A 19,803-nucleotide genomic window follows, 5' to 3' on the forward strand; every position below is an offset into this window, starting at 1 on the left:
ATGGGTTTAACTATTTACATTGCAAATTTTTAGTGGTATCCTATAATAGATTTGGAAAAAGTGGTCGAATCGAGGTGAGATGCTTGTTTAGAAATGTTATGAATGACCTTGCAACATGGTATGAGACCGGAGCGGATAAGATTGCAGTTGTCCGTGGTGGCAAGTTTGTTGGCAAGACATGGGCTGTGGCTGATTTTGCCATGGGATTTTTTGAGGATCATATAATAATAGATATGGACAAGTATCCGGACTTTGCCGCATATGCAGCAAAGGAGAGGAGGCCGGAGAAGCTTCATGCCAAGCTTACAACGTCGCTTGACAAGTATGATTTCAAGGATAAGCTTCTTATATTTGACAATGCGCAGAACTGTGTGGGACTGCTCGGCAACCTTGTTGAGTATAGCAGATACAATACTGACTGCAGGATCTGTGTCATTGCGACATCCTGTGGACCAATCCCGGGAGAGGAAGAGTGCCAGGATGACATATGCGTATATGAGATGATGCCTATGAACTTTGAGGAATTTCTGAAAGCGGGAAAGGGCAGAAAGCTCTGTGCATTTATAGAGAACCAGAAGATCACACCGATGCCGGATGAGGTCAGGGACAGCGTCCAGACAATGCTTGAGACTTTCTTCGTGACCGGAGGAATGCCGGAGGCGGTGGATGAATATTATAAGACAGGAGATCTCAGAAGAGTTGATGTGGTTTTGAAGTCTATACTTGACAGAACTACTGAATATCTGATAAACTCCACTCCGAAGAGATATCTTACCAAGGTCATGGCGATATGGAACAGTATTCCGGTTCAGCTTACCAAGGAGAACAAGAAGTTCATGTATGGATACGTTGATCCGAAGGCTCGTGCCAGGGAGTACGAGGCGTCAGTTGATCAGATCGTCAGGATGGGTGTTGTGCGTCAGGTGTACAGAGTTAGGAATGGAGTGCTTCCTCTGGCAAACCAGAAGGATGACAAGTCATTTGAGCTGTATCATCTTGATCATGGTCTGCTCAGGATCATGGCTGGAATACTTGTTCAGGACATTGACACAGACAACGTTCTTGATATGATGGATGGAGTTATAGCAGAGCAGTACGCTCTTGCAGAGCTGTATGTGAACAGGAGTATTGGAGATCTGTATTTCTGGATCTCATCTGCCACAGCGAAGGTTGATTTCGTGTATGAGGGCGATGGAGAGGTCATTCCAGTGGATGTTCAGACAAGTCCGCACACCAAGGCCCAGAGCTCCAGAGTATTCAAACAGAGATATGACAATCAGACTTCAGTGAGGATATCTACAGATGACATGTTTGTCGATAAAGGATTGGTAAATATACCGCTATATGGTATCTGGTGTTTCTAACCGATAGCGTATGGTAGTAATTTATAGATGCCGAAATAGCTCAGTTGGTAGAGCAACGCATTCGTAATGCGTGGGTCGAGGGTTCGAGTCCCTTTTTCGGCTTCAATATTGAGGAAGGCTGCCTGCAAAAGTTTTTGCGGCAGCCTTTTGTACTCAGTGGGAAAGGACGGGATGATATGGATGCTCCAAAATGGTACAGACATTTGAAAACCATAAACAGACATAAGAGAATGGTCATGCATAACTGCTTTAAGTGCGGATTATACTGGCAGGGGCTTGTGCACGATCTGTCAAAGTATTCGTGGACTGAGTTCTCAGTCGGGGCAAAGTATTATCAGGGAACAAGAAGCCCGAATGATGCGGAGCGCGAGAGCAAGGGGTATTCAAGCGCATGGCTGCACCACAAGGGAAGAAACAAGCACCATCTGGAATACTGGGTAGACTACAGTGTTGACAGGAACTGTGTGGAGCTGGTGGGAATGCGCATGCCGGAGAAGTACGTTGTGGAGATGTTCTGCGACAGGGTGGCTGCCAGCAAGAATTATAATGGTGATAAGTATACGGATTCATTTCCGCTTGAGTATTATCTGAGGGGCAGATCCAGACATCATCTGCACCCTGAATCGGCGGATCTGCTGGAGGACATGCTAACGACTCTGGCTGAGAAGGGCGAAGATTATACATTTGACTATATAAGGCGGGAGATACTGCATAACAAATAAGGAGGAGACATATGGAGTTTACACATCTGCATGTGCATACAGGCTACAGTCTGCTGGACGGTGCGGCGAAGATAGACGGACTTGTGCGCAGGGCAAAGGAACTGGGATATGATTCCCTCGCAATAACGGATCACGGCGTCATGTACGGTGTTATAGAGTTCTATGAGACTTGTCTCAGAGAGGGGATAAAACCTATTCTCGGATGTGAGGTGTATGTCAGTCCGGGATCACGATTTGACAGGGAAGTTGGAAAGGGCGATGACAGATATTATCACCTCGTCCTTCTGGCGGAGAATGATCTGGGATATCATAATCTGTCCAAGATCGTGACCAGAGGATTTACCGAGGGCTTTTACTATAAGCCGAGGGTCGATATGGAGGTGCTGGAGAAGTACCATGAGGGAATTATAGCGCTCAGCGCCTGTCTTGCCGGTGAGGTTGCGACAAAGCTCAGAAAGGGCGACTATGACGGTGCGAAGGAGACTGCGATAAGATACAGGAATATATTTGGCGAGGAAAACTATTTTCTGGAGATGCAGGATCACGGAATACCTGAGCAGGCAACTGTGAATGCGGGGATCATGCGTCTGTCAAAGGAACTGGGTATCCCTATGGTCGTGACAAATGATTCGCACTACATCTATGCCGAGGACTGGGAGGCACATGATGTTCTCCTGTGTATACAGACTAACCACAAGGTTCAGGACGAGAACAGAATGCGCTATGAGGGAGGTCAGTTCTACCTCAAATCAAAGGAGGAGATGGCTGAGCTGTTCCCATACGCCCTGGAGGCTCTGGAGAATACACATAAGATCGCAGAGCGGTGTAATGTGAATATCGTATTTGGCGAGCAGAAGGTTCCGAGATTCGATGTGCCGGAGGGATATACCGCGGAGGAATATCTGGATCATCTGGTATATGAGGGTATGGAGAAAAAGTACGGATTTACATATGAGGAGTCCGGTAAGATGGCCGAGGGAACCCACGGCTACGAGGTCAGACAGAGAATAGATTATGAGCTGTCTGTCATAAAGAGCATGGGATTTGTGGATTATTTCCTGATAGTGTGGGATTTCATTCATTTTGCAAAATCGCAGGGAATTGCGGTTGGACCTGGAAGAGGTTCGGCGGTTGGAAGTGTGGTTGCTTACTGTCTGGACATCACGACCATTGAGCCTTTGCAGTACAACCTTCTCTTTGAGAGATTCCTGAACCCGGAGCGAGTATCCATGCCGGATATTGATATAGATTTCTGTTATATCAGACGTCAGGAGGTCATCGACTACTGCGTAAGGAAATATGGCGAGGAGTGCGTGACACAGATAATAGCATATCAGACCATGGGCGCAAGAAACGTCATAAGGGACGTTGGAAGAGCCATGGATCTCCCGTATGCGGTGTGTGATTCCCTTGCAAAGGCAATACCTGCAGAGAAGGATATGACCATAGATATAGCACTCAAGACGAGCAAGGATTTCAGGGATATGTACGAGGGCTCGGACGAGATCAAGGAGCTCGTGGACATAGCCAGAAAGCTTGAGGGACTCCCTAGAAATGCAGGAATGCATGCGGCGGGAGTGGTTATAGGCCGTGAGGCGATAGAGGAGTATGCGCCTTTGTCAGTTGGAGCCGAGGGCGCGGTGGTAACCCAGTTTGAGAAGAACACGGTGGAGCATCTGGGAATGCTCAAGATGGACTTCCTGGGACTCCGAACGGCGACCGTTGTGCAGGATACAGTCAAGCTTGTCAAGCAGACAACAGGCAAGGATATAGACATAGACAATATAGATTACGATGATCCGAATATACTTGGACTCATGGGACAGGGAAAGACCGAGGGTATGTTCCAGCTCGAAAGTGAGGGCATGAGAAACTTCATGATGAAGCTGAAGCCACAGAGTCTGGACGATGTAATTGCCGGTGTTGCTCTGTTCAGACCGGGTCCTATGCAGTTCATAGACGACTACATCAGGGGCAAGGAGAACCGTGAGCTGGTTCACTATGATACTCCTGAGCTCGAGGAGATACTTGAGCCGACTTATGGATGTATCATTTACCAGGAGCAGGTAATGCAGATCGTTATGAAGCTGGCGGGCTATACGCTGGGAAGAAGTGACCTTGTGCGCCGAGCCATGGCGAAGAAGAAGCCTGAGGAGATGGAGAAGGAGCGTCATAACTTTGTGTACGGCAACAAGGAGCTCAATGTTCCAGGATGCGTGGCAAATGGAATCTCGGAGACTGTGGCAAATAAGATATTTGACGAGATGATGAAGTTCGCGGAGTACGCATTTAACAAGTCCCACTCCGTGGCATATGCGGTACTTGCGGCACAGACAGCGTACCTTAAGTATTACTATCCGGTGGAGTTCATGGCTGCGCTGATGTCATCGGTAATTGACAACAATGGCAAGGTTGCAAAGTATATAAGTGTGTGTAAGCAGATGGGAGTTGAGGTGCTCCCTCCGGATATAAATGAGGGAGTGGCAAAGTTCTCCATAAGCAACGGCAAGATAAGATACGGACTCTCCGGTATAAAGAGTGTCGGCGGTGCTGTTGTCGACAGGATAGAGGCGGAGAGGACCAAGAATGGACCGTTTAAGGATCTCAGGGATTTCCTCACAAGGATGCCTTCAAAGGACACAAATAAGAAAACTGTTGAGGCTCTGATACTCAGCGGTGCATTTGATGATATGGGAGCAAACAGAAAGCAGATGATGATGGCTCTGCCGGCCATAGCGGAGGAAGCCGCAAGGGAGAGAAAGAGCAGGGAGTCAGGGCAGATGTCTCTGTTTGACCTGATGGGAGACGATTTTGTGCAGAGCAATCTCGTGCCTTACCCTGATGTGGAGGAGTATTCAGATCAGGAGAAGCTGGCGCTTGAGAAGTCTGTGCTCGGAGTGTATATATCGGGACATCCGCTTGGCAAATACATCGAGCTTATGCAGAGAATATGCACGGCCCAGGCGACGGATTTCGTGGTGGACACCGAGGATGACGATGAGATGAGCCAGGATCAGGGTGACGGAGATGGACAGAAGCTTCAGGACAATGCAATGTATGTCATCGGCGGACTCATATCAAGGGTGACGGTGAAGCTCACCAAGAACAATCAGAATATGGCGTATGTGACTATAGAGGATCTGGTCGGACAGGTCGAGGTTATAGTATTCCCGAGGGATTTCGAGAAGTTCAGGGACAGACTTCTGGTGGATTCCAGAGTGTTTGTCAGGGGCAGGGCGAATCTCGGCGAGAAGGAAAACAAGCTCATATTGTCGGATATGATAAGCTTTGAGGAGGCAGAAGGTGGCAAGAGCTTTCAGTCGGGGAAGCCATGGAACAACAGACAGAAGCCTGTTCAGAGCAACAGCCAGCTCTGGGTATTGTTCGATGATGTGGACGAATATATGAAGAACGAATCTGCATTTATGTCGATCCTTGAGGAGTACAAGGGCACATGTCCGGTGTACGTGCAGCTCAAGAAGTCCAGACAGGCGAAGAATATGGGCCGGGGATTCTGTGTGGATGAGAATTCCGGCGTGGTGTACGCGCTCCAGATGGAATACGGCAAAGACAGAGTATTGCTCAGAAAAGTGTGACAGAAATACCGCAAAAGGAGAAAAAAGTGGAAGTAATTACAGCAAACAGTAATCCGAGGATAAAAGAACTTAATAAGCTGAACAAGGATGCAAAGCTCAGAAAGGACAGAGACGTGTTCGTGGTCGAGGGGATACGCATGTTCAGGGAGCTTCCGCTTCAGAATGTTCAGGAGGTGTATCTGTCGGAGAGTGCGCTTAAGGAATACAGGGATGAATTCAAGAGCATGGGTGTGCTTGATGGGAGGAATACCTGGATACTCAGCGACGGAGTGTTCGCAGGGGTGTCACAGACCAAGACTCCACAGGGGTGCATGGCTGTGGTGAAATGCATGCATTATCAGCTTGATTCCGTGCTCGGCAGGAATGACAGAGAGACATTTCTTGTGCTGGATACGCTCCAGGATCCCGGAAATATGGGAACTATATTCAGAAGCGCCGAGGCAGCAGGTGTGACCGCCGTGCTTATAGGAAAAGGTTCATGCGATCCGTACAATCCGAAGGTAGTCAGATCGACGATGGGTGCCATATTCAGGGTGCCATTTGTCATGTGCGATGACCTGCCCGGGACTGTGGAGGAGCTGAGACAGTCAGGCGTTGTGGTGTACGGAGCACATCTGGACGGCGACGATCTCTACGACATAGGATTCCCGGACAGGGTGGCATTCCTCATAGGAAATGAGGGAAATGGCCTGACGGATGAGGTGGCGTGCAGAGCCGACAGACTTCTCAGGATTCCGATGGAGGGCAAGGTCGAATCGCTGAACGCTGCAATATCGGCGACTCTTTTGTCGTATGAGGTAATGAGACAGCGAAAGAGAGACCGACAAAACTAGATCAAACAAGACAGCATATTTTTGTACTGCGTGGCATAACTTTTAAAGTATGCAAAAGTTTGTTATAACGGAGGGAGAAAATATGACTGAAAAAACATTAAACAACAATCAGGTAGTGGTGGCAGGAGAGATAGCATCAGAGTTCGTGTTCAGCCACGAGATATTTGGCGAGGGCTTCTATATGGTGGATCTCATCGTCAGCAGACTCAGCGATGCTTACGATACTATTCCGCTCATGGTGTCTGACAGACTGTTCGATGTGAACGAATCCCACATAGGGGAGCGCATCATGGCAAAGGGACAGTTCAGGTCATACAACAAGCATGAGGAGACCAGAAACCGCCTTATACTGTCTGTGTTTGTGAGAGAGATCGAGACCATCGACGAGGATGATGCTGAGGATGAGAACAGACCAAATCAGATCTATCTTGACGGTTACATATGTAAGGCACCTGTGTACAGGATGACGCCCCTTGGAAGGGAGATCGCGGATGTGCTGCTGGCGGTCAACAGAGCATACGGCAAGAGCGATTACATACCATGTATCTGCTGGGGCAGAAATGCGAGATTTGCCGGAAAGCTCCAGGTAGGAGAGCATGTGGCCATCTGGGGAAGGATCCAGAGCAGGGAGTATCAGAAGCGTATCGACAATGACCAGGTGATCAGCAAGGTGGCATACGAGGTGTCTGTGAGCAAGATGGAATGTCTTGAATGATATTTCATAAGGAGGGGCCCACGTCAGTGGGAGGAATCCTTGTGAAGCACGCAGTAAAATATATGGTTGACATGGTCTGGATGCGGTGATATAGTAGCACTATCTAAGGTTAAACTGAATACAATATAGTAGAGGCGCGGGATTAATGATTAAGCAGGCTGATGCATGTGGATGCAGAAGATGCCTGACGAAAGGGAAGACCGCCGAAGTGATGGATATTCCACAGGATCTGTTGCTGGTTGTGCAGTTAAGAACTGTATGACTGTCATCTGAGGATGGAGAGCTACTTGTAAGAATGAGATGTTTTTATGGGTTGGCTTTTTGCCAGCCCATTTTTATGCTATATTGTATCGACTATTTATTTTTAAGGAGGACGACAATATGTCAATTTTTACCGGTTCAGCAGTTGCACTTGTAACACCATTTCTTGAAAATGGAGATGTGGATTATGATAAGCTCAAGGAGCTCGTGGAGTTTCATATAGCACACAAGACGGATGCCATAGTTATCTGCGGAACAACAGGCGAGGCTTCAACACTGTCACACGAGGAGCATCTTGAGTGCGTGAAGAAGTGTGTAGAGTTCGCTGACCACAGAATAAAGGTAATAGCAGGAACAGGTTCAAACTGTACTGCAACAGCAATATATCTCTCAACAGAGGCAGAGAGCTACGGAGTGGACGGTCTGCTCGTGGTTACACCATACTACAACAAGGCTACACAGAAGGGCCTCATCGCACACTTCACAGCCGTTGCAAATTCAGTAAATGTGCCTATAATCCTTTACAATGTGCCATCACGTACAGGCTGCAATATCCAGCCGGAAACAGCAGTATATCTTGCACAGAACGTTGAGAACATTGTCGGTATCAAGGAAGCTTCAGGCAATATAAGCCAGGTTGTAAAGCTTGCAAGCCTTGCAAAGGGATGCATAGATATCTACTCAGGAAATGACGATCAGGTTGTACCTCTTCTCTCACTTGGCGGAAAGGGAGTTATCTCAGTGACAGCCAATATAATCCCTGAGGATGTACACGATATGGTTCAGAAGTATCTTGACGGAGATGTTCAGGGAAGTCTTGATCTCCAGCTCAAGGTCATTGATCTCTGCAACGCACTGTTCTGCGAGGTCAATCCAATACCTGTCAAGAAGGCTGTAGAGCTTCTTGGTATGTGTGATGGAACAATGAGAATGCCGCTCACTGAGATGGAGCCACAGAACGTGGAGAAGCTCAAGAAGGCAATGGAAGAGTACGGAGTTCTCTAGGACTGTAATTATCATAGAAACAATACAGATGTCTGCGGTCTCAACTGGCTGCAGACATTTTTATTTGCCGAGGTGGATATAAACGTTGCACAATGGACAGCAAATGTGTAAAATGGAGTACATGTTGAAATATATGCGCATGTCAGCGTGCATAGCCCACACAAAAGACGACAACAAATGACAAAGCTTATATATATGGAGGATAGACAGACATGGTAAAGATCATAATGCATGGTTGCAATGGAAAGATGGGACAGGTAATAACAGGTATCGTTGCAGGCGATCCTGATGCCGAGATCGTAGCGGGAATAGATGTTGTGGACAACAGGGATAACGGATATCCGGTATTTACAGACATAGATGCCTGCGATGTCGAGGCTGATGTCATCATAGATTTTGCAGCGGCTGTAGCTGTTGACAAGCTCCTCGATTACGGTGTGAGGACACAGACTCCTATAGTTCTCTGCACAACAGGTCTCTCAGATGAGCAGCTTGCAAAGGTAAAGGAGTGCAGTGCAAAGGTTGCCATACTCAAGTCAGCGAACATGTCACTGGGAATCAATACACTCATGAAGCTTCTGAAGGATGCTGCGAAGGTATTCTCACCAGCCGGATATGATATAGAGATAGTTGAGAAGCATCACAACCAGAAGGTGGATGCTCCATCCGGAACAGCTCTTGCTCTTGCTGATTCAATCAATGAGGCATGCAATGAGCAGTATGAGTATGTGTACGACAGAAGCCAGGTGAGAAAGAAGAGGGATAAGAAGGAGCTCGGAATCTCTGCTGTCAGAGGCGGCACTATAGTTGGAGAGCATGAGGTGATATTTGCAGGTATTGATGAGGTTATAGAGTTCAAGCACACGGCATATTCCAAGTCAGTATTTGCAAAGGGTGCTGTTGAGGCAGGAAAGTTCCTCAAGGGCAAGCCTGCAGGAATGTACGATATGGCGGACGTTATAGGATAGGAGCGGTTATGGAGATTTCAACCAGGACAGAGGATGGCGAGCTTGTTCTGTGCGCCAGCTCGATATATAATCAGAAGTTTTATCTGAACAAGGAATTTTCAAAGCTTCCTGATGAGATAAAGGACGAGCTTCACGCCATGTGTGGAGCGTTTACACAGGAGGTCGGAGGAATATTTATGTTGGTGTTTGACGACGCCGGCAATCTGAAGATACAGACGAGGGCACTTGAGGATGACCTGTTATTTGACGACATAGGATGCGGACTCAAGGTCAAGAAGCTGCAGAATGAAAAGAAGGAGCTGTTCCAGAGTCTGGAGCTGTTCTATAAGATATTTATACAGGGTGTTGACATTAACAGTCTTGTAAATGAATGATATAAAATAATTGGAAGATCAGGAAGGAAAAAGGGGCATGTTATTTGCTATTGATGCTGGAAATACAAATATTACGATAGGACTGTTTGACGGAGAACGCCTGGAGAAGACCTTCAGGATGACCACCGGGATATCGAGAACATCGGATGAGTACGGAGTATTTCTGTGCGACTGGCTCAGAATGAGACAGTTGTCAACTGATGTTATAGATGAAGTTATAATCGCTTCGGTTGTTCCGAAGATCATGCATTCCCTGGTGAATGGCATAAAGAAATATTTTGGAATAACACCACTCATAGTTGAACCGGGAATAAAGACGGGGATCAATATAGCGCTGCCAAACCCGAAGCAGCTTGGAGCTGACAGAATAGTTGACGCAGTTGCGGCTTATCACATGTATGGCGGACCGGTTCTCACGGTGGACTTTGGAACTGCCACAACGTACGACCTCATCAATGCCGATGGCGTGTTTGAGGCTGAGGTCACATCGCCGGGCATAAGGCTTATTGCAAATGCTCTGTGGACGGGAACAGCCAAGCTTCCTGAGATAGAGATAAAGGTGCCTGAGACGATACTGTGCAAGGACACGATATCCAGTATGCAGGCCGGTGTGTGCATGGGCTATATTGGCCAGACAGAGTATATAGTGAAGAGAATGCGCAAGGAGTCAGGATACGACAACATGAAGGTCGTGGCTACCGGCGGACTTGGAAAGATGATATATGAGAACACGGACTGCATAGATGTGTATGATCCGGATCTCACACTTCACGGACTCAGACTTATCATGGACAAGCAGAAATAAGTCGGATTTTGCAAATTATATATTATTATAGAAGCAATGGAGAAATTTATGGATTTCAGAGATAAATTGATCCTGGCGCCGATGGCTGGTGTATGTGACCAGCCATTTCGTCTTTTATGCAAGGAACAGGGCTGTGATATCCTGTACAGCGAGATGGTGAGCGCCAAGGCAATATATTATAAAAATAAGAACACGAAGCCGCTTCTGGCTATGGATGAGCGGGAGAAGCCATTTGGGCTGCAGCTCTTTGGCTCTGATCCTGAGATCATGGCGGAGATGGCAAAGAGGATAGAGAGCAACGGTTATTCGTTCATAGATGTAAATATGGGCTGCCCTGTGCCGAAGGTGGTCAACAATGGAGAGGGATCTGCGCTGATGAAGGATCCGGTTCTCGTTGGAAGGATAGTCGAGGCCATGGCAAAAGCTATAAGCATACCGCTGACCATCAAGATAAGAAGCGGATTTGATTCAGAGCATATAAATGCGCCTGAGATAGCACATATAGCCCAGGAGAGCGGGGCTGCCGCTGTGGCGGTGCACGGAAGGACAAGGCAGCAGTATTATCAGGGACATGCGGACTGGAGCGTCATAGCCAGGGTGAAGGAGGCGTGCATCATCCCGATCATTGGCAATGGCGATATAAACACTCCTCAGGACATCATAGACATGAGGGCGCAGACGAACTGTGACGGCTTTATGATAGGAAGAGGTGCGAGGGGCAACCCGTGGATATTCCGCGATATGAAATACTACTACGAGCATGGCGAACTGCCGGACAAGCCTGACATATATGAAGTGAAGGATATGATGCTGAGACATGCGAGACTCATGGTTGAGTTCAAGGGTGAGTACACAGGTATCCATGAGATGAGAAAGCACGTGGCATGGTACTCAGTCGGAATGTATGATTCGGCAAAGCTCAGGAGCAATGTGAACCAGGTTGAGACTTACGAGGAGCTTGAGGAACTGCTCTGTATATGGGCTGACAGCGCACCTGAAAAAGTCATTGTGAGTTAACATAAAAACAAAAAATGTAACAGGAAATAAAGAATTTATTAAAAATTCTAAAGTAAAAATATACAAGATGCTAATTTGTTTCAAAAATGTTACGGTACTAAAATGTAAAATATGCACAAAAATGGCATTTTAAAATGTTGCATATTTACATTAACTGAATTAAAGATTTTATGCGAGTTGTGCATGATTTACAAAAATAGCCACTTTGCTTGACCTTTCTTTCGACAGAGATTATAATAGCGTCATGAGTTAAATTTTAACGGTTTTGTAACAATTCTGAAACCGTAAAGAAATTAAGGAGAAAAGGTTATGCAAAAGTTTTCAGATTCATCACGTATGAAATCACAGAAACTAATGAAGACATCACTGAAAAGGAACGTAAAGAAGATTAGCATAGGAGCAGTACTCCTGGCAGTTGGATTTTCATCATACGCAGTTATCGCATCAGATGACAGCATGGTTTCATCCAAGGGCAAGGGAGTGTCGATCGCAGCAGCAGGTAATACATTATACGCAGACAACACAGCAGACTATGGAGAGGCAACATCATCAGTTGCACTGGCAGATGGTACTCTGTCAGATGTCAACAAGACTGGTTCAGTAGCCCTCTCAAGCAAGAAGACAGTTAAGAAGACTTCAGCCATAAGCGGTGGAGTTCAGGAGAGCACAACAGAGGCTCGTGCAACAGAGGCTGCACAGCAGGCAGCAGACACAACAAAGTCAGAACCTACCACACAGATGAAGGTTAAGGATAAGGATAAGTCAGCAGCAGGACTTCCTGACGATCAGATATCAGTTGATCCATCAACAGAGAAGTCAACAGATGGACTTCCTGATGACAAGGTTATTTATGTGAATGGTGAGGCATCAGGTACATATCTCGGAACATTCTGGATTACGGCATATTGTCCATGTCCAATCTGCTGCGGTGAGTACAGCAACATGGATAACCCGACAACAGCTTCAGGTGCACCTGCAGTCGAGGGTGTGACATGTGCAGCGCCAAGTAACTTTGCATTTGGTACAGAGCTTATAGTTGATGGTCATACATACACAGTTCAGGACAGAGGTGGAGCTATCAATGGCAATCATCTTGATATCTACTTCTCAAACCATCAGGCAGCTCTTAACTTCGCAACAGGCTACTATGATGTATATGTAAAGTAATAAAAAGCAGAAATTGTATACAGATATATTAAAGACCCGCCGTAAGGCGGGTTTTTAAATGCAGTGAGATAAGTGTTGGGAAAGTGTTGGAAAAGTCGCACGAATGAGGCGGGCTATAGCTTGTTTTTTATAAAATGCTGTGTTATAATGCACACGATTATTTGTAAGAATACAGGTGATTCCTGAGTTTAGTACATAACGAAATGTTTAAATATATTTATTAAGGAGATTGGCAAATGGAACTTATCTACAGAAGCACAAGAAATGCAAATGAGACAGCAACAGCATCACAGGCTATACTTAAGGGACTTGCTAATGAGGGGGGACTCTTTGTACCAGATTCTATACCAGCACTTGATGTGTCTCTGGAAGATCTTGCAAAGATGAACTATCAGCAGGTTGCATACGAGGTTATGAAGCTTATGTTCACAGACTTCACAGAGGCTGAGCTTAAGCATTGTATAGATTCTGCATATGATTCAAAGTTTGATACACCGGTTATAGCACCACTTGTGAATAAGGCAGGAGCATATTATCTTGAGCTTTTCCATGGATCAACAATAGCATTCAAGGATATGGCACTTTCAATCCTTCCATATCTTCTCACAACATCAGCAAAGAAGAATGGCGTAAAGAATGAGATCGTCATCCTCACAGCAACATCAGGTGATACAGGTAAGGCTGCCCTTGCAGGATTTGCAGATGTTCCTGGAACAAAGATCATCGTGTTCTATCCAAAGCACGGTGTAAGCCCAATCCAGGAGAAGCAGATGGTTACACAGAAGGGTGACAATACATTTGTTGTTGGTATCACAGGTAACTTTGATGATGCCCAGACAGGTGTGAAGAAGATGTTCTCAGATGCTGAGCTTGCAAAGTACATGGATGAGAAGGGCTATCAGTTCTCATCAGCAAACTCCATCAACATCGGACGTCTTGTTCCTCAGATGGTATACTATGTATACGCTTACACAAGACTTGTTGCAGACGGAACCATCAAGGCCGGCGACAAGATCAACGTGGATGTTCCAACAGGTAACTTTGGTAATATCCTTGCTGCATACTACGCAAAGGAGATGGGACTTCCAATCGCAAAGTTCATCTGTGCATCAAATGACAACAAGGTTCTGTTTGATTTCTTCCAGACAGGAACATACGATAGAAACAGAGAGTTCATACTCACAACATCACCATCGATGGATATCCTCATTTCAAGCAACCTTGAGAGATTGATATACAAGATTGCCGGCAATGATGCTGAGAAGAACTCAGAGCTTATGAAAGAACTCACAACAGATGGAGTGTACACCATCACAGACGATATGAAGGCAAAGCTTGCTGAGTTCTATGGTGGATATGCAACAGAGGCAGAGACAGCAGCTACCATCAAAAAGGTATATGAGTCAGATGATTATATCATCGATACACATACAGCAGTTGCGGCTACAGTATATGAAAAGTATGTGGCAGAGACAGGAGATAAGACACCTACAGTCATCGCGTCAACAGCAAGCCCATACAAGTTCACAAGAAGCGTTATGAACGCTATAGACGCTGAGTATGATTCCAAGACAGACTTTGAGCTTGTCGACGAGCTTGAGAAGCTCTCAGGTGTAAAGGTGCCTCAGGCTATAGAGGATATCAGATCAGCAAAGGTTCTCCACGACACAGTATGTGACAAGGAGGATATGCTTGCAGAGGTTAAGGGATTCCTTAATATCTAATGTATATTAAACACAATAAAATAGATTGACAGTTCATTAGTACCATCCTGTCACTAAACAAAACTAGGACATAAGAAGATCAGAATGTCCTATTCTGGTCTTTTTTTGTGGTGAACAGTTGGATGCTTATAGGAGGAGTTATGTATAAGTTAAAGACAAAGGCAAGTTTTGACAGCGCCCATTTTTTGAAAGATTATGACGGTAAATGCAGCAATATCCACGGACACAGATGGACTGTGGAGATCGAGGTCGGTGCAGAGACTCTTGAGAGCGATACACAGAACAGAGGAATGGTGGTTGATTTCTCCAATCTGAAGAAGGATCTGAAGGAGATTGCGGATCACTTTGACCACAGCCTTATCATGGAAACGGGAAGCCTGAAGCCGGCGACGGAGGATGCGCTGCTGGCGGAAAATCTGAGGATCGTGAAGGTTGATTTCAGACCTACTGCTGAGAACTTTGCAAAGTATATATATGATGAGATGGCAGGCCGGGGCTACAAGGTCATAGAGGCAAGTGTGTATGAGACACCGAACAACGTGGCTTCTTATTGTGAGTAAATATATATGATAGGATTCCGGTGAGAAGCTGGCAGGTCTAAAAATCTGGAAGATGTGAGAGAATGGAGAATATACACCGGGAGAAAGGAAATACAGTCGTGAGCACATACAGAGTAGTAGAGAGATTTATAAGTATCAACGGTGAGGCTGCAAGAGCCGGAGAACTTGCCGTGTTCATAAGATTTGCTGGATGCAATCTTGATTGCGGTTACTGCGATACCAAGTGGGCAAATGAGGCAGGCGTTCCTTATGAGGAACTCACCGAGGATGAGATCATCGATTATGTCAGAAGAACAGAGGTGAAGAATGTAACCCTGACAGGTGGGGAACCGCTGATACAGAAGGACATAGATAAGTTGCTCCTTGCATTTGAGCTGGAGGATGATGTAAGGGTCGAGATTGAGACAAATGGAAGTGTGGATATCGCAGAGTTCAAGGCTCTTGGGGGAAATGTATCGTACACGCTGGATTACAAATGTCCATCCAGCGGCATGGAGAATGACATGTGCCTTGCAAATTATAACTATATAGACAAGAATGATTCGGTGAAATTTGTGGTCGGTTCACAGGAGGATCTGGAAAAATGTTTTGAGATAGTTAGGGAGTATGCGCTGGATGAGAAGACGAGAGTATTCATCAGCCCTGTGTATGGCAGCATAGATCCTGCGGATATAGTGGATTTTATGATCGAGAACGATATGAATGATGTGAAGCTTCAGTTACAGCTTCACAAGTTCATTTGGGATCCGGAAGAAAGAGGTGTATAAGATGGCGATAGATAAAGAGGCTATAAAGGAACACGTAAGAGGAATATTGATTGCTCTTGGAGATGATCCTGACAGGGAGGGACTTGTAGAGACTCCTGACAGGGTTGCGCGTATGTACGAGGAAGTATTTGAGGGAATGAACTACACCAATGACGAGCTGGCCGAGATGTTCGGCAAGACATTTGCAGAGGACGGAGTGGCAAGGCAGGCCGGTGACATGGTGTTTGTCAAGGATATAGAGGTGTTCAGCTACTGTGAGCATCACATGGCGCTTATGTACGACATGAAGGTGTCAGTCGCATACATTCCAAATGGAAGAGTGCTCGGACTTTCTAAGATAGCGAGGATCGCGGATATGGTTGCGAAGAGACTTCAGCTCCAGGAGAGGATAGGTTCGGACATAGCCTACGTCATATCCAAGGCTGCGGGAACTGAGGACGTGGCGGTCATGATAGAGGCACATCACAGCTGCATGACGGCAAGGGGCATCAAGAAACCGGGAAGCAAGACCATGACTACCACTCTCAGGGGAAGATTTGAGAGCGATACAGCTCTGCAGAACAAGATGCTGATGATGTACAATGCGGGAAGATAGTCATCGATACACTGAATTGATAATGGTGAATTGGTTTATACGGGACTGTTATAATGCGGCCTGGAATATCATATTTGATTATATATGGAGGATGAGATTATGCAGAATTTAAAGAATAAGGATGAGGCAGTTGTAGTATTCAGCGGCGGACAGGACAGCACAACGTGTCTGTTGTGGGCACTCAAGAAGTATAAGAAGGTGTACGCCGTATCATTTGACTATGGACAGAGACATGCGTTAGAGCTTGAGTGTGCTAAGGAGATCGCGGACAAATTCGGAGTGGAGCATCACATACTCGACATGAGCCTGCTTAACCAGCTTGCGCCAAATTCACTGACAAGAACAGATATGAAGGTTGACGAAAATGCACCTGAGGAGGGCACGCCGAATTCATTTGTCGATGGAAGAAACATGGTATTTCTTACATTTGTAGCAATATTTGCCAAACAGAGGGGAATATCTGATATAATAACAGGAGTGTCCCAGAGCGACTTCTCAGGATACCCGGACTGCAGGGATATATTTATCAAATCGTTAAATACAACACTTAACCTTGCAATGGACTACGAGTTTGATATAATAACACCATTGATGTGGATCGATAAGATGGAGACATGGAAGATGGCTGATGAGCTGGGCGGACTGGACGTCATCAGAGATATGACACTTACATGTTATAATGGCATCAAGGGCGAGGGCTGCGGACATTGTCCATCATGCAAGCTCCGCAAGAAGGGGTATGATCTGTACATGAAGTACAAGGAGGATCACAAGTAAATAAGCAGTATCAAAGGGAAAGGTTGTGTTATTGAAAGTATGAAGAATATGCTGTTCATCATGAATCCCAAAGCGGGTAGGACTACTCTGAAGAATTCTTTGGTGGATGTGCTGGAAGTGTTCTGCAATAACGATTACGCGGTCAGGACATATCTTACGAAATCGGCAGATGACGCAGAGAGAATTGTTCAGGAGGAAGGCGCAAACTACGATGTGATCGTATGTGCGGGGGGCGATGGAACCCTGGGCAACACAGTTACAGGATATATGAAGAGCGGGATAAGGGTTCCACTTGGATATATTCCGTGTGGCTCCACCAATGACTTTGCAAGGAGCATGGACATACCGAGAGAGACGGTTGAGGCGGCTGAGATGATAGTGAAGGCAGAGCCGTTCTCCATAGATATAGGAAGTCTGAACGACAAGAACTTTGTTTATGTCGCAGCTTTTGGAATGTTCTCAGATACATCATATGCAACGCCGCAGAATATGAAGAATATATTTGGACATGCGGCATATGTATTGCAGGGGATAAAAAGCCTGGCAAATGTACCATCTTACAAGATGAAGGTTACAATAGACGGGGACGAGCAGGAAGGCGAGTTTATATTCGGTATGGTGTCCAACTCGGTATCCGTTGGAGGGTTTAAGAGTATAACCCGAAAAGGAGTTGAGTTCGATGACGGACTTTTTGAGGGAGTATTGATAAGGACAATGAAGACACCGGCTGACCTGGAGAGAGTGGTCAGGGCACTTCTTACAGGTGATGTGAATGAGAGGAGCATGGTTTCATTCAGGGCTCACAGGGTCAAGTTTGATGCAGAGGATCCGGTTGCATGGACATGTGATGGTGAGTTCGGCGGAGAATATAAGGAGACCAAGATACACATCCACAGGAGAGCGATAGATCTTCTGGTCGTTCAAGAAAGCGAGCAGGATGAGGTTATAGAATAATAGAATCGAGGATTTTACAATGGGTAAATATTTTGGAACAGATGGATTCAGAGGCGAGGCAAATGTAGACCTTACAGTGGAGCATGCCTATAAGGTTGGAAGATACCTTGGCTACTACTATGGCAAGCAGCATGAGGATGGAAAGGCTCATGTCGTCATCGGAAAGGATACGAGACTTTCAAGCTACATGTTCGAGTATTCGCTGGTTGCAGGACTTACTGCCAGCGGAGCAGACGTATATCTGATGCATGTAACGCCTACACCTAGTGTGTCGTATATAGTCCGCACAGGTGATTTTGACTGTGGTATCATGATCTCGGCCAGCCATAACCCATACTATGACAATGGTATAAAAGTCATCAATGGTCAGGGCTATAAGCTTGAGGCAGCCATAGAGAATGAGATAGAGCAGTATATAGACGGAGAGCTCGGCGAGATACCATTTGCAAAGAAGGACAGCATCGGTAAGACCACCGACTACACCATGGGAAGAAACAGATATATAGGTTATCTGCTCACGATCCCAACCAGGCCTTTCAAGGGAATGAGGATTGGTCTTGACTGTGCAAATGGTGCATCATATCTGGTTGCAAAGTCAGTGTATGACGCTCTCGGAGCAAAGACATATGTCATCAACAATGAGCCAAATGGAACAAATATCAACACGGACTGCGGTTCAACACATATTGATAAGCTCCAGGCATTTGTCAAGGAGAAGGGACTTGATGTGGGATTTGCATTTGACGGTGATGCGGACAGGTGTCTTGCAGTGGACGACAAGGGCGAGATCGTGGATGGAGACAAGATACTCTATGTCTGCGGTCGTTATCTGAAGGATAAGGGCGAGCTGAACAACAATACCATCGTCACAACTATCATGTCCAACCTTGGACTTTACAAAGCACTTGACAAGAAGGGCATCAACTATGAGAAGACGGCAGTCGGTGACAAGTACGTGTTCGAGAATATGATGGAGCACGGACATTCCATCGGCGGCGAGCAGTCAGGACATATCATCTTCTCCAAGTATGCAACAACCGGTGATGGTGTCCTCACCTCACTGATGATCATGGAGACTATACTTGGACGTAAGGTCAAGCTCTCAGAACTGTTCCACAGCCTGACGATATATCCACAGCTCCTTGTGAATGTCAAGGTGTCAAGCAAGGATGCAGTCATGAACGATGCTGATGTGCTGAAACTGAACGATGAGATAGCAGCAGAGCTTGGAGACGACGGAAGACTTCTTCTCAGACAGAGCGGTACAGAGCCTGTCATCAGAGTTATGGTCGAGGCAGCCACAGATGAGCTGTGTGAGAAGTATGTATACAAGATGGTGGATCTCATAAAGGCAAAGGGATACGCAGTGGAGTAGAGAGTGGTATAAAAGCTCAAAAGATACAAAGTACGTAAAATTTGTATCTTTTGGGCTTTTTTCAATTCCAGGTGGAAGCCGGAAGGACTATGTGGTAACCTGCCGCGTCAGGAGAGAAGTACAGCGCGACCGGTGAGGCGAGGTTGTGGCAGAGATATGTGGATTTTCTCAAGTTCAAACAGACAAATACTTGCGAAATATACTGCTGTTGGTGAAAATGCATG

The 19,803-nt window shown here is 46.1% G+C and carries 18 protein-coding genes, 1 tRNA gene and 1 riboswitch; all 19 genes read left to right on the forward strand.

All coding sequences use genetic code 11. The annotated features are described in order from the left end of the window. Positions 1 to 83: 83 nt before the first annotated feature. The 19 genes from DW159_RS00425 to glmM all read left to right on the forward strand — a co-directional run bounded on the left by DW159_RS00425 (position 84) and on the right by glmM (position 19,579). Complete coding sequence (locus tag DW159_RS00425; RefSeq protein ID WP_330410572.1) at positions 84 to 1,364, forward strand: DUF4143 domain-containing protein; 1,281 nt, start codon at positions 84 to 86, stop codon at positions 1,362 to 1,364. 29 nt (positions 1,365 to 1,393) lie between these two features. After that, positions 1,394 to 1,466: transfer RNA gene (locus tag DW159_RS00430), tRNA-Thr, on the forward strand. Between the two features lie 74 nt (positions 1,467 to 1,540). Beyond that, positions 1,541 to 2,086: a DUF5662 family protein gene (locus tag DW159_RS00435; RefSeq protein WP_015533282.1), complete on the forward strand. Its 546-nt coding sequence runs from the start codon at positions 1,541 to 1,543 to the stop codon at positions 2,084 to 2,086. Positions 2,087 to 2,097: 11 nt separating this feature from the next. Then, positions 2,098 to 5,682 (forward strand): DNA polymerase III subunit alpha, encoded by a 3,585-nt coding sequence (locus DW159_RS00440; RefSeq protein WP_117548567.1) that lies wholly within the window; start codon positions 2,098 to 2,100, stop codon positions 5,680 to 5,682. A 26-nt stretch (positions 5,683 to 5,708) separates the two neighbouring features. After that, positions 5,709 to 6,515 carry a TrmH family RNA methyltransferase gene (locus DW159_RS00445; protein ID WP_117548568.1) on the forward strand — a complete coding sequence of 269 codons (807 nt, stop codon included), beginning with the start codon at positions 5,709 to 5,711 and terminating at the stop codon, positions 6,513 to 6,515. Between the two features lie 82 nt (positions 6,516 to 6,597). Beyond that, positions 6,598 to 7,230 carry a single-stranded DNA-binding protein gene (locus DW159_RS00450; protein ID WP_117548569.1) on the forward strand — a complete coding sequence of 211 codons (633 nt, stop codon included), beginning with the start codon at positions 6,598 to 6,600 and terminating at the stop codon, positions 7,228 to 7,230. Positions 7,231 to 7,351: 121 nt separating this feature from the next. Then, a riboswitch (Lysine riboswitch) is annotated at positions 7,352 to 7,524 on the forward strand. A gap of 87 nt (positions 7,525 to 7,611) precedes the next feature. Then, positions 7,612 to 8,496, forward strand: coding sequence for a 4-hydroxy-tetrahydrodipicolinate synthase (gene dapA, locus DW159_RS00455; RefSeq protein WP_117548570.1), 885 nt, complete (start codon positions 7,612 to 7,614; stop codon positions 8,494 to 8,496). A 212-nt stretch (positions 8,497 to 8,708) separates the two neighbouring features. Then, entirely contained in the window at positions 8,709 to 9,464 is a 756-nt protein-coding gene (gene dapB, locus DW159_RS00460) for a 4-hydroxy-tetrahydrodipicolinate reductase (protein WP_022216597.1), read from the forward strand. 8 nt (positions 9,465 to 9,472) lie between these two features. Then, positions 9,473 to 9,838 carry a DUF6145 family protein gene (locus tag DW159_RS00465; protein ID WP_015533275.1) on the forward strand — a complete coding sequence of 122 codons (366 nt, stop codon included), beginning with the start codon at positions 9,473 to 9,475 and terminating at the stop codon, positions 9,836 to 9,838. A gap of 37 nt (positions 9,839 to 9,875) precedes the next feature. Further along, positions 9,876 to 10,643 (forward strand): type III pantothenate kinase, encoded by a 768-nt coding sequence (locus DW159_RS00470; RefSeq protein WP_015533274.1) that lies wholly within the window; start codon positions 9,876 to 9,878, stop codon positions 10,641 to 10,643. Positions 10,644 to 10,691: 48 nt separating this feature from the next. Next, positions 10,692 to 11,660, forward strand: a complete 969-nt coding sequence (gene dusB, locus DW159_RS00475) for a tRNA dihydrouridine synthase DusB (RefSeq protein ID WP_117548571.1) — start codon at positions 10,692 to 10,694, stop codon at positions 11,658 to 11,660. A gap of 309 nt (positions 11,661 to 11,969) precedes the next feature. Beyond that, positions 11,970 to 12,827, forward strand: coding sequence for a 3D domain-containing protein (locus DW159_RS00480; protein WP_117548572.1), 858 nt, complete (start codon positions 11,970 to 11,972; stop codon positions 12,825 to 12,827). Positions 12,828 to 13,063: 236 nt separating this feature from the next. Further along, entirely contained in the window at positions 13,064 to 14,551 is a 1,488-nt protein-coding gene (thrC, locus tag DW159_RS00485; RefSeq protein ID WP_022216593.1) for a threonine synthase, read from the forward strand. A 140-nt stretch (positions 14,552 to 14,691) separates the two neighbouring features. Continuing rightward, on the forward strand, positions 14,692 to 15,111 hold the full coding sequence (gene queD, locus DW159_RS00490; protein ID WP_187115846.1) for a 6-carboxytetrahydropterin synthase QueD: 420 nt from the start codon (positions 14,692 to 14,694) through the stop codon (positions 15,109 to 15,111). A gap of 62 nt (positions 15,112 to 15,173) precedes the next feature. Next, positions 15,174 to 15,878: a putative 7-carboxy-7-deazaguanine synthase QueE gene (gene queE, locus DW159_RS00495; protein ID WP_165854788.1), complete on the forward strand. Its 705-nt coding sequence runs from the start codon at positions 15,174 to 15,176 to the stop codon at positions 15,876 to 15,878. Between the two features lies 1 nt (position 15,879). Continuing rightward, positions 15,880 to 16,473: a GTP cyclohydrolase I FolE gene (gene folE / locus DW159_RS00500; RefSeq protein WP_117548574.1), complete on the forward strand. Its 594-nt coding sequence runs from the start codon at positions 15,880 to 15,882 to the stop codon at positions 16,471 to 16,473. 99 nt (positions 16,474 to 16,572) lie between these two features. After that, complete coding sequence (queC, locus tag DW159_RS00505; RefSeq protein WP_055143853.1) at positions 16,573 to 17,250, forward strand: 7-cyano-7-deazaguanine synthase QueC; 678 nt, start codon at positions 16,573 to 16,575, stop codon at positions 17,248 to 17,250. Positions 17,251 to 17,289: 39 nt separating this feature from the next. Further along, positions 17,290 to 18,204, forward strand: a complete 915-nt coding sequence (locus tag DW159_RS00510) for a diacylglycerol/lipid kinase family protein (protein ID WP_022216588.1) — start codon at positions 17,290 to 17,292, stop codon at positions 18,202 to 18,204. Positions 18,205 to 18,223: 19 nt separating this feature from the next. Next, the gene (gene glmM / locus DW159_RS00515) at positions 18,224 to 19,579 is read left to right on the forward strand and encodes a phosphoglucosamine mutase (protein ID WP_117548575.1); all 1,356 of its coding nucleotides are present in this window, start codon (positions 18,224 to 18,226) and stop codon (positions 19,577 to 19,579) included. Positions 19,580 to 19,803 lie beyond the last annotated feature (224 nt).

Origin of the sequence: Coprococcus sp. AM14-16 (assembly GCF_003434675.1) — a bacterium.
GTDB lineage: Bacteria > Bacillota > Clostridia > Lachnospirales > Lachnospiraceae > Coprococcus > Coprococcus aceti.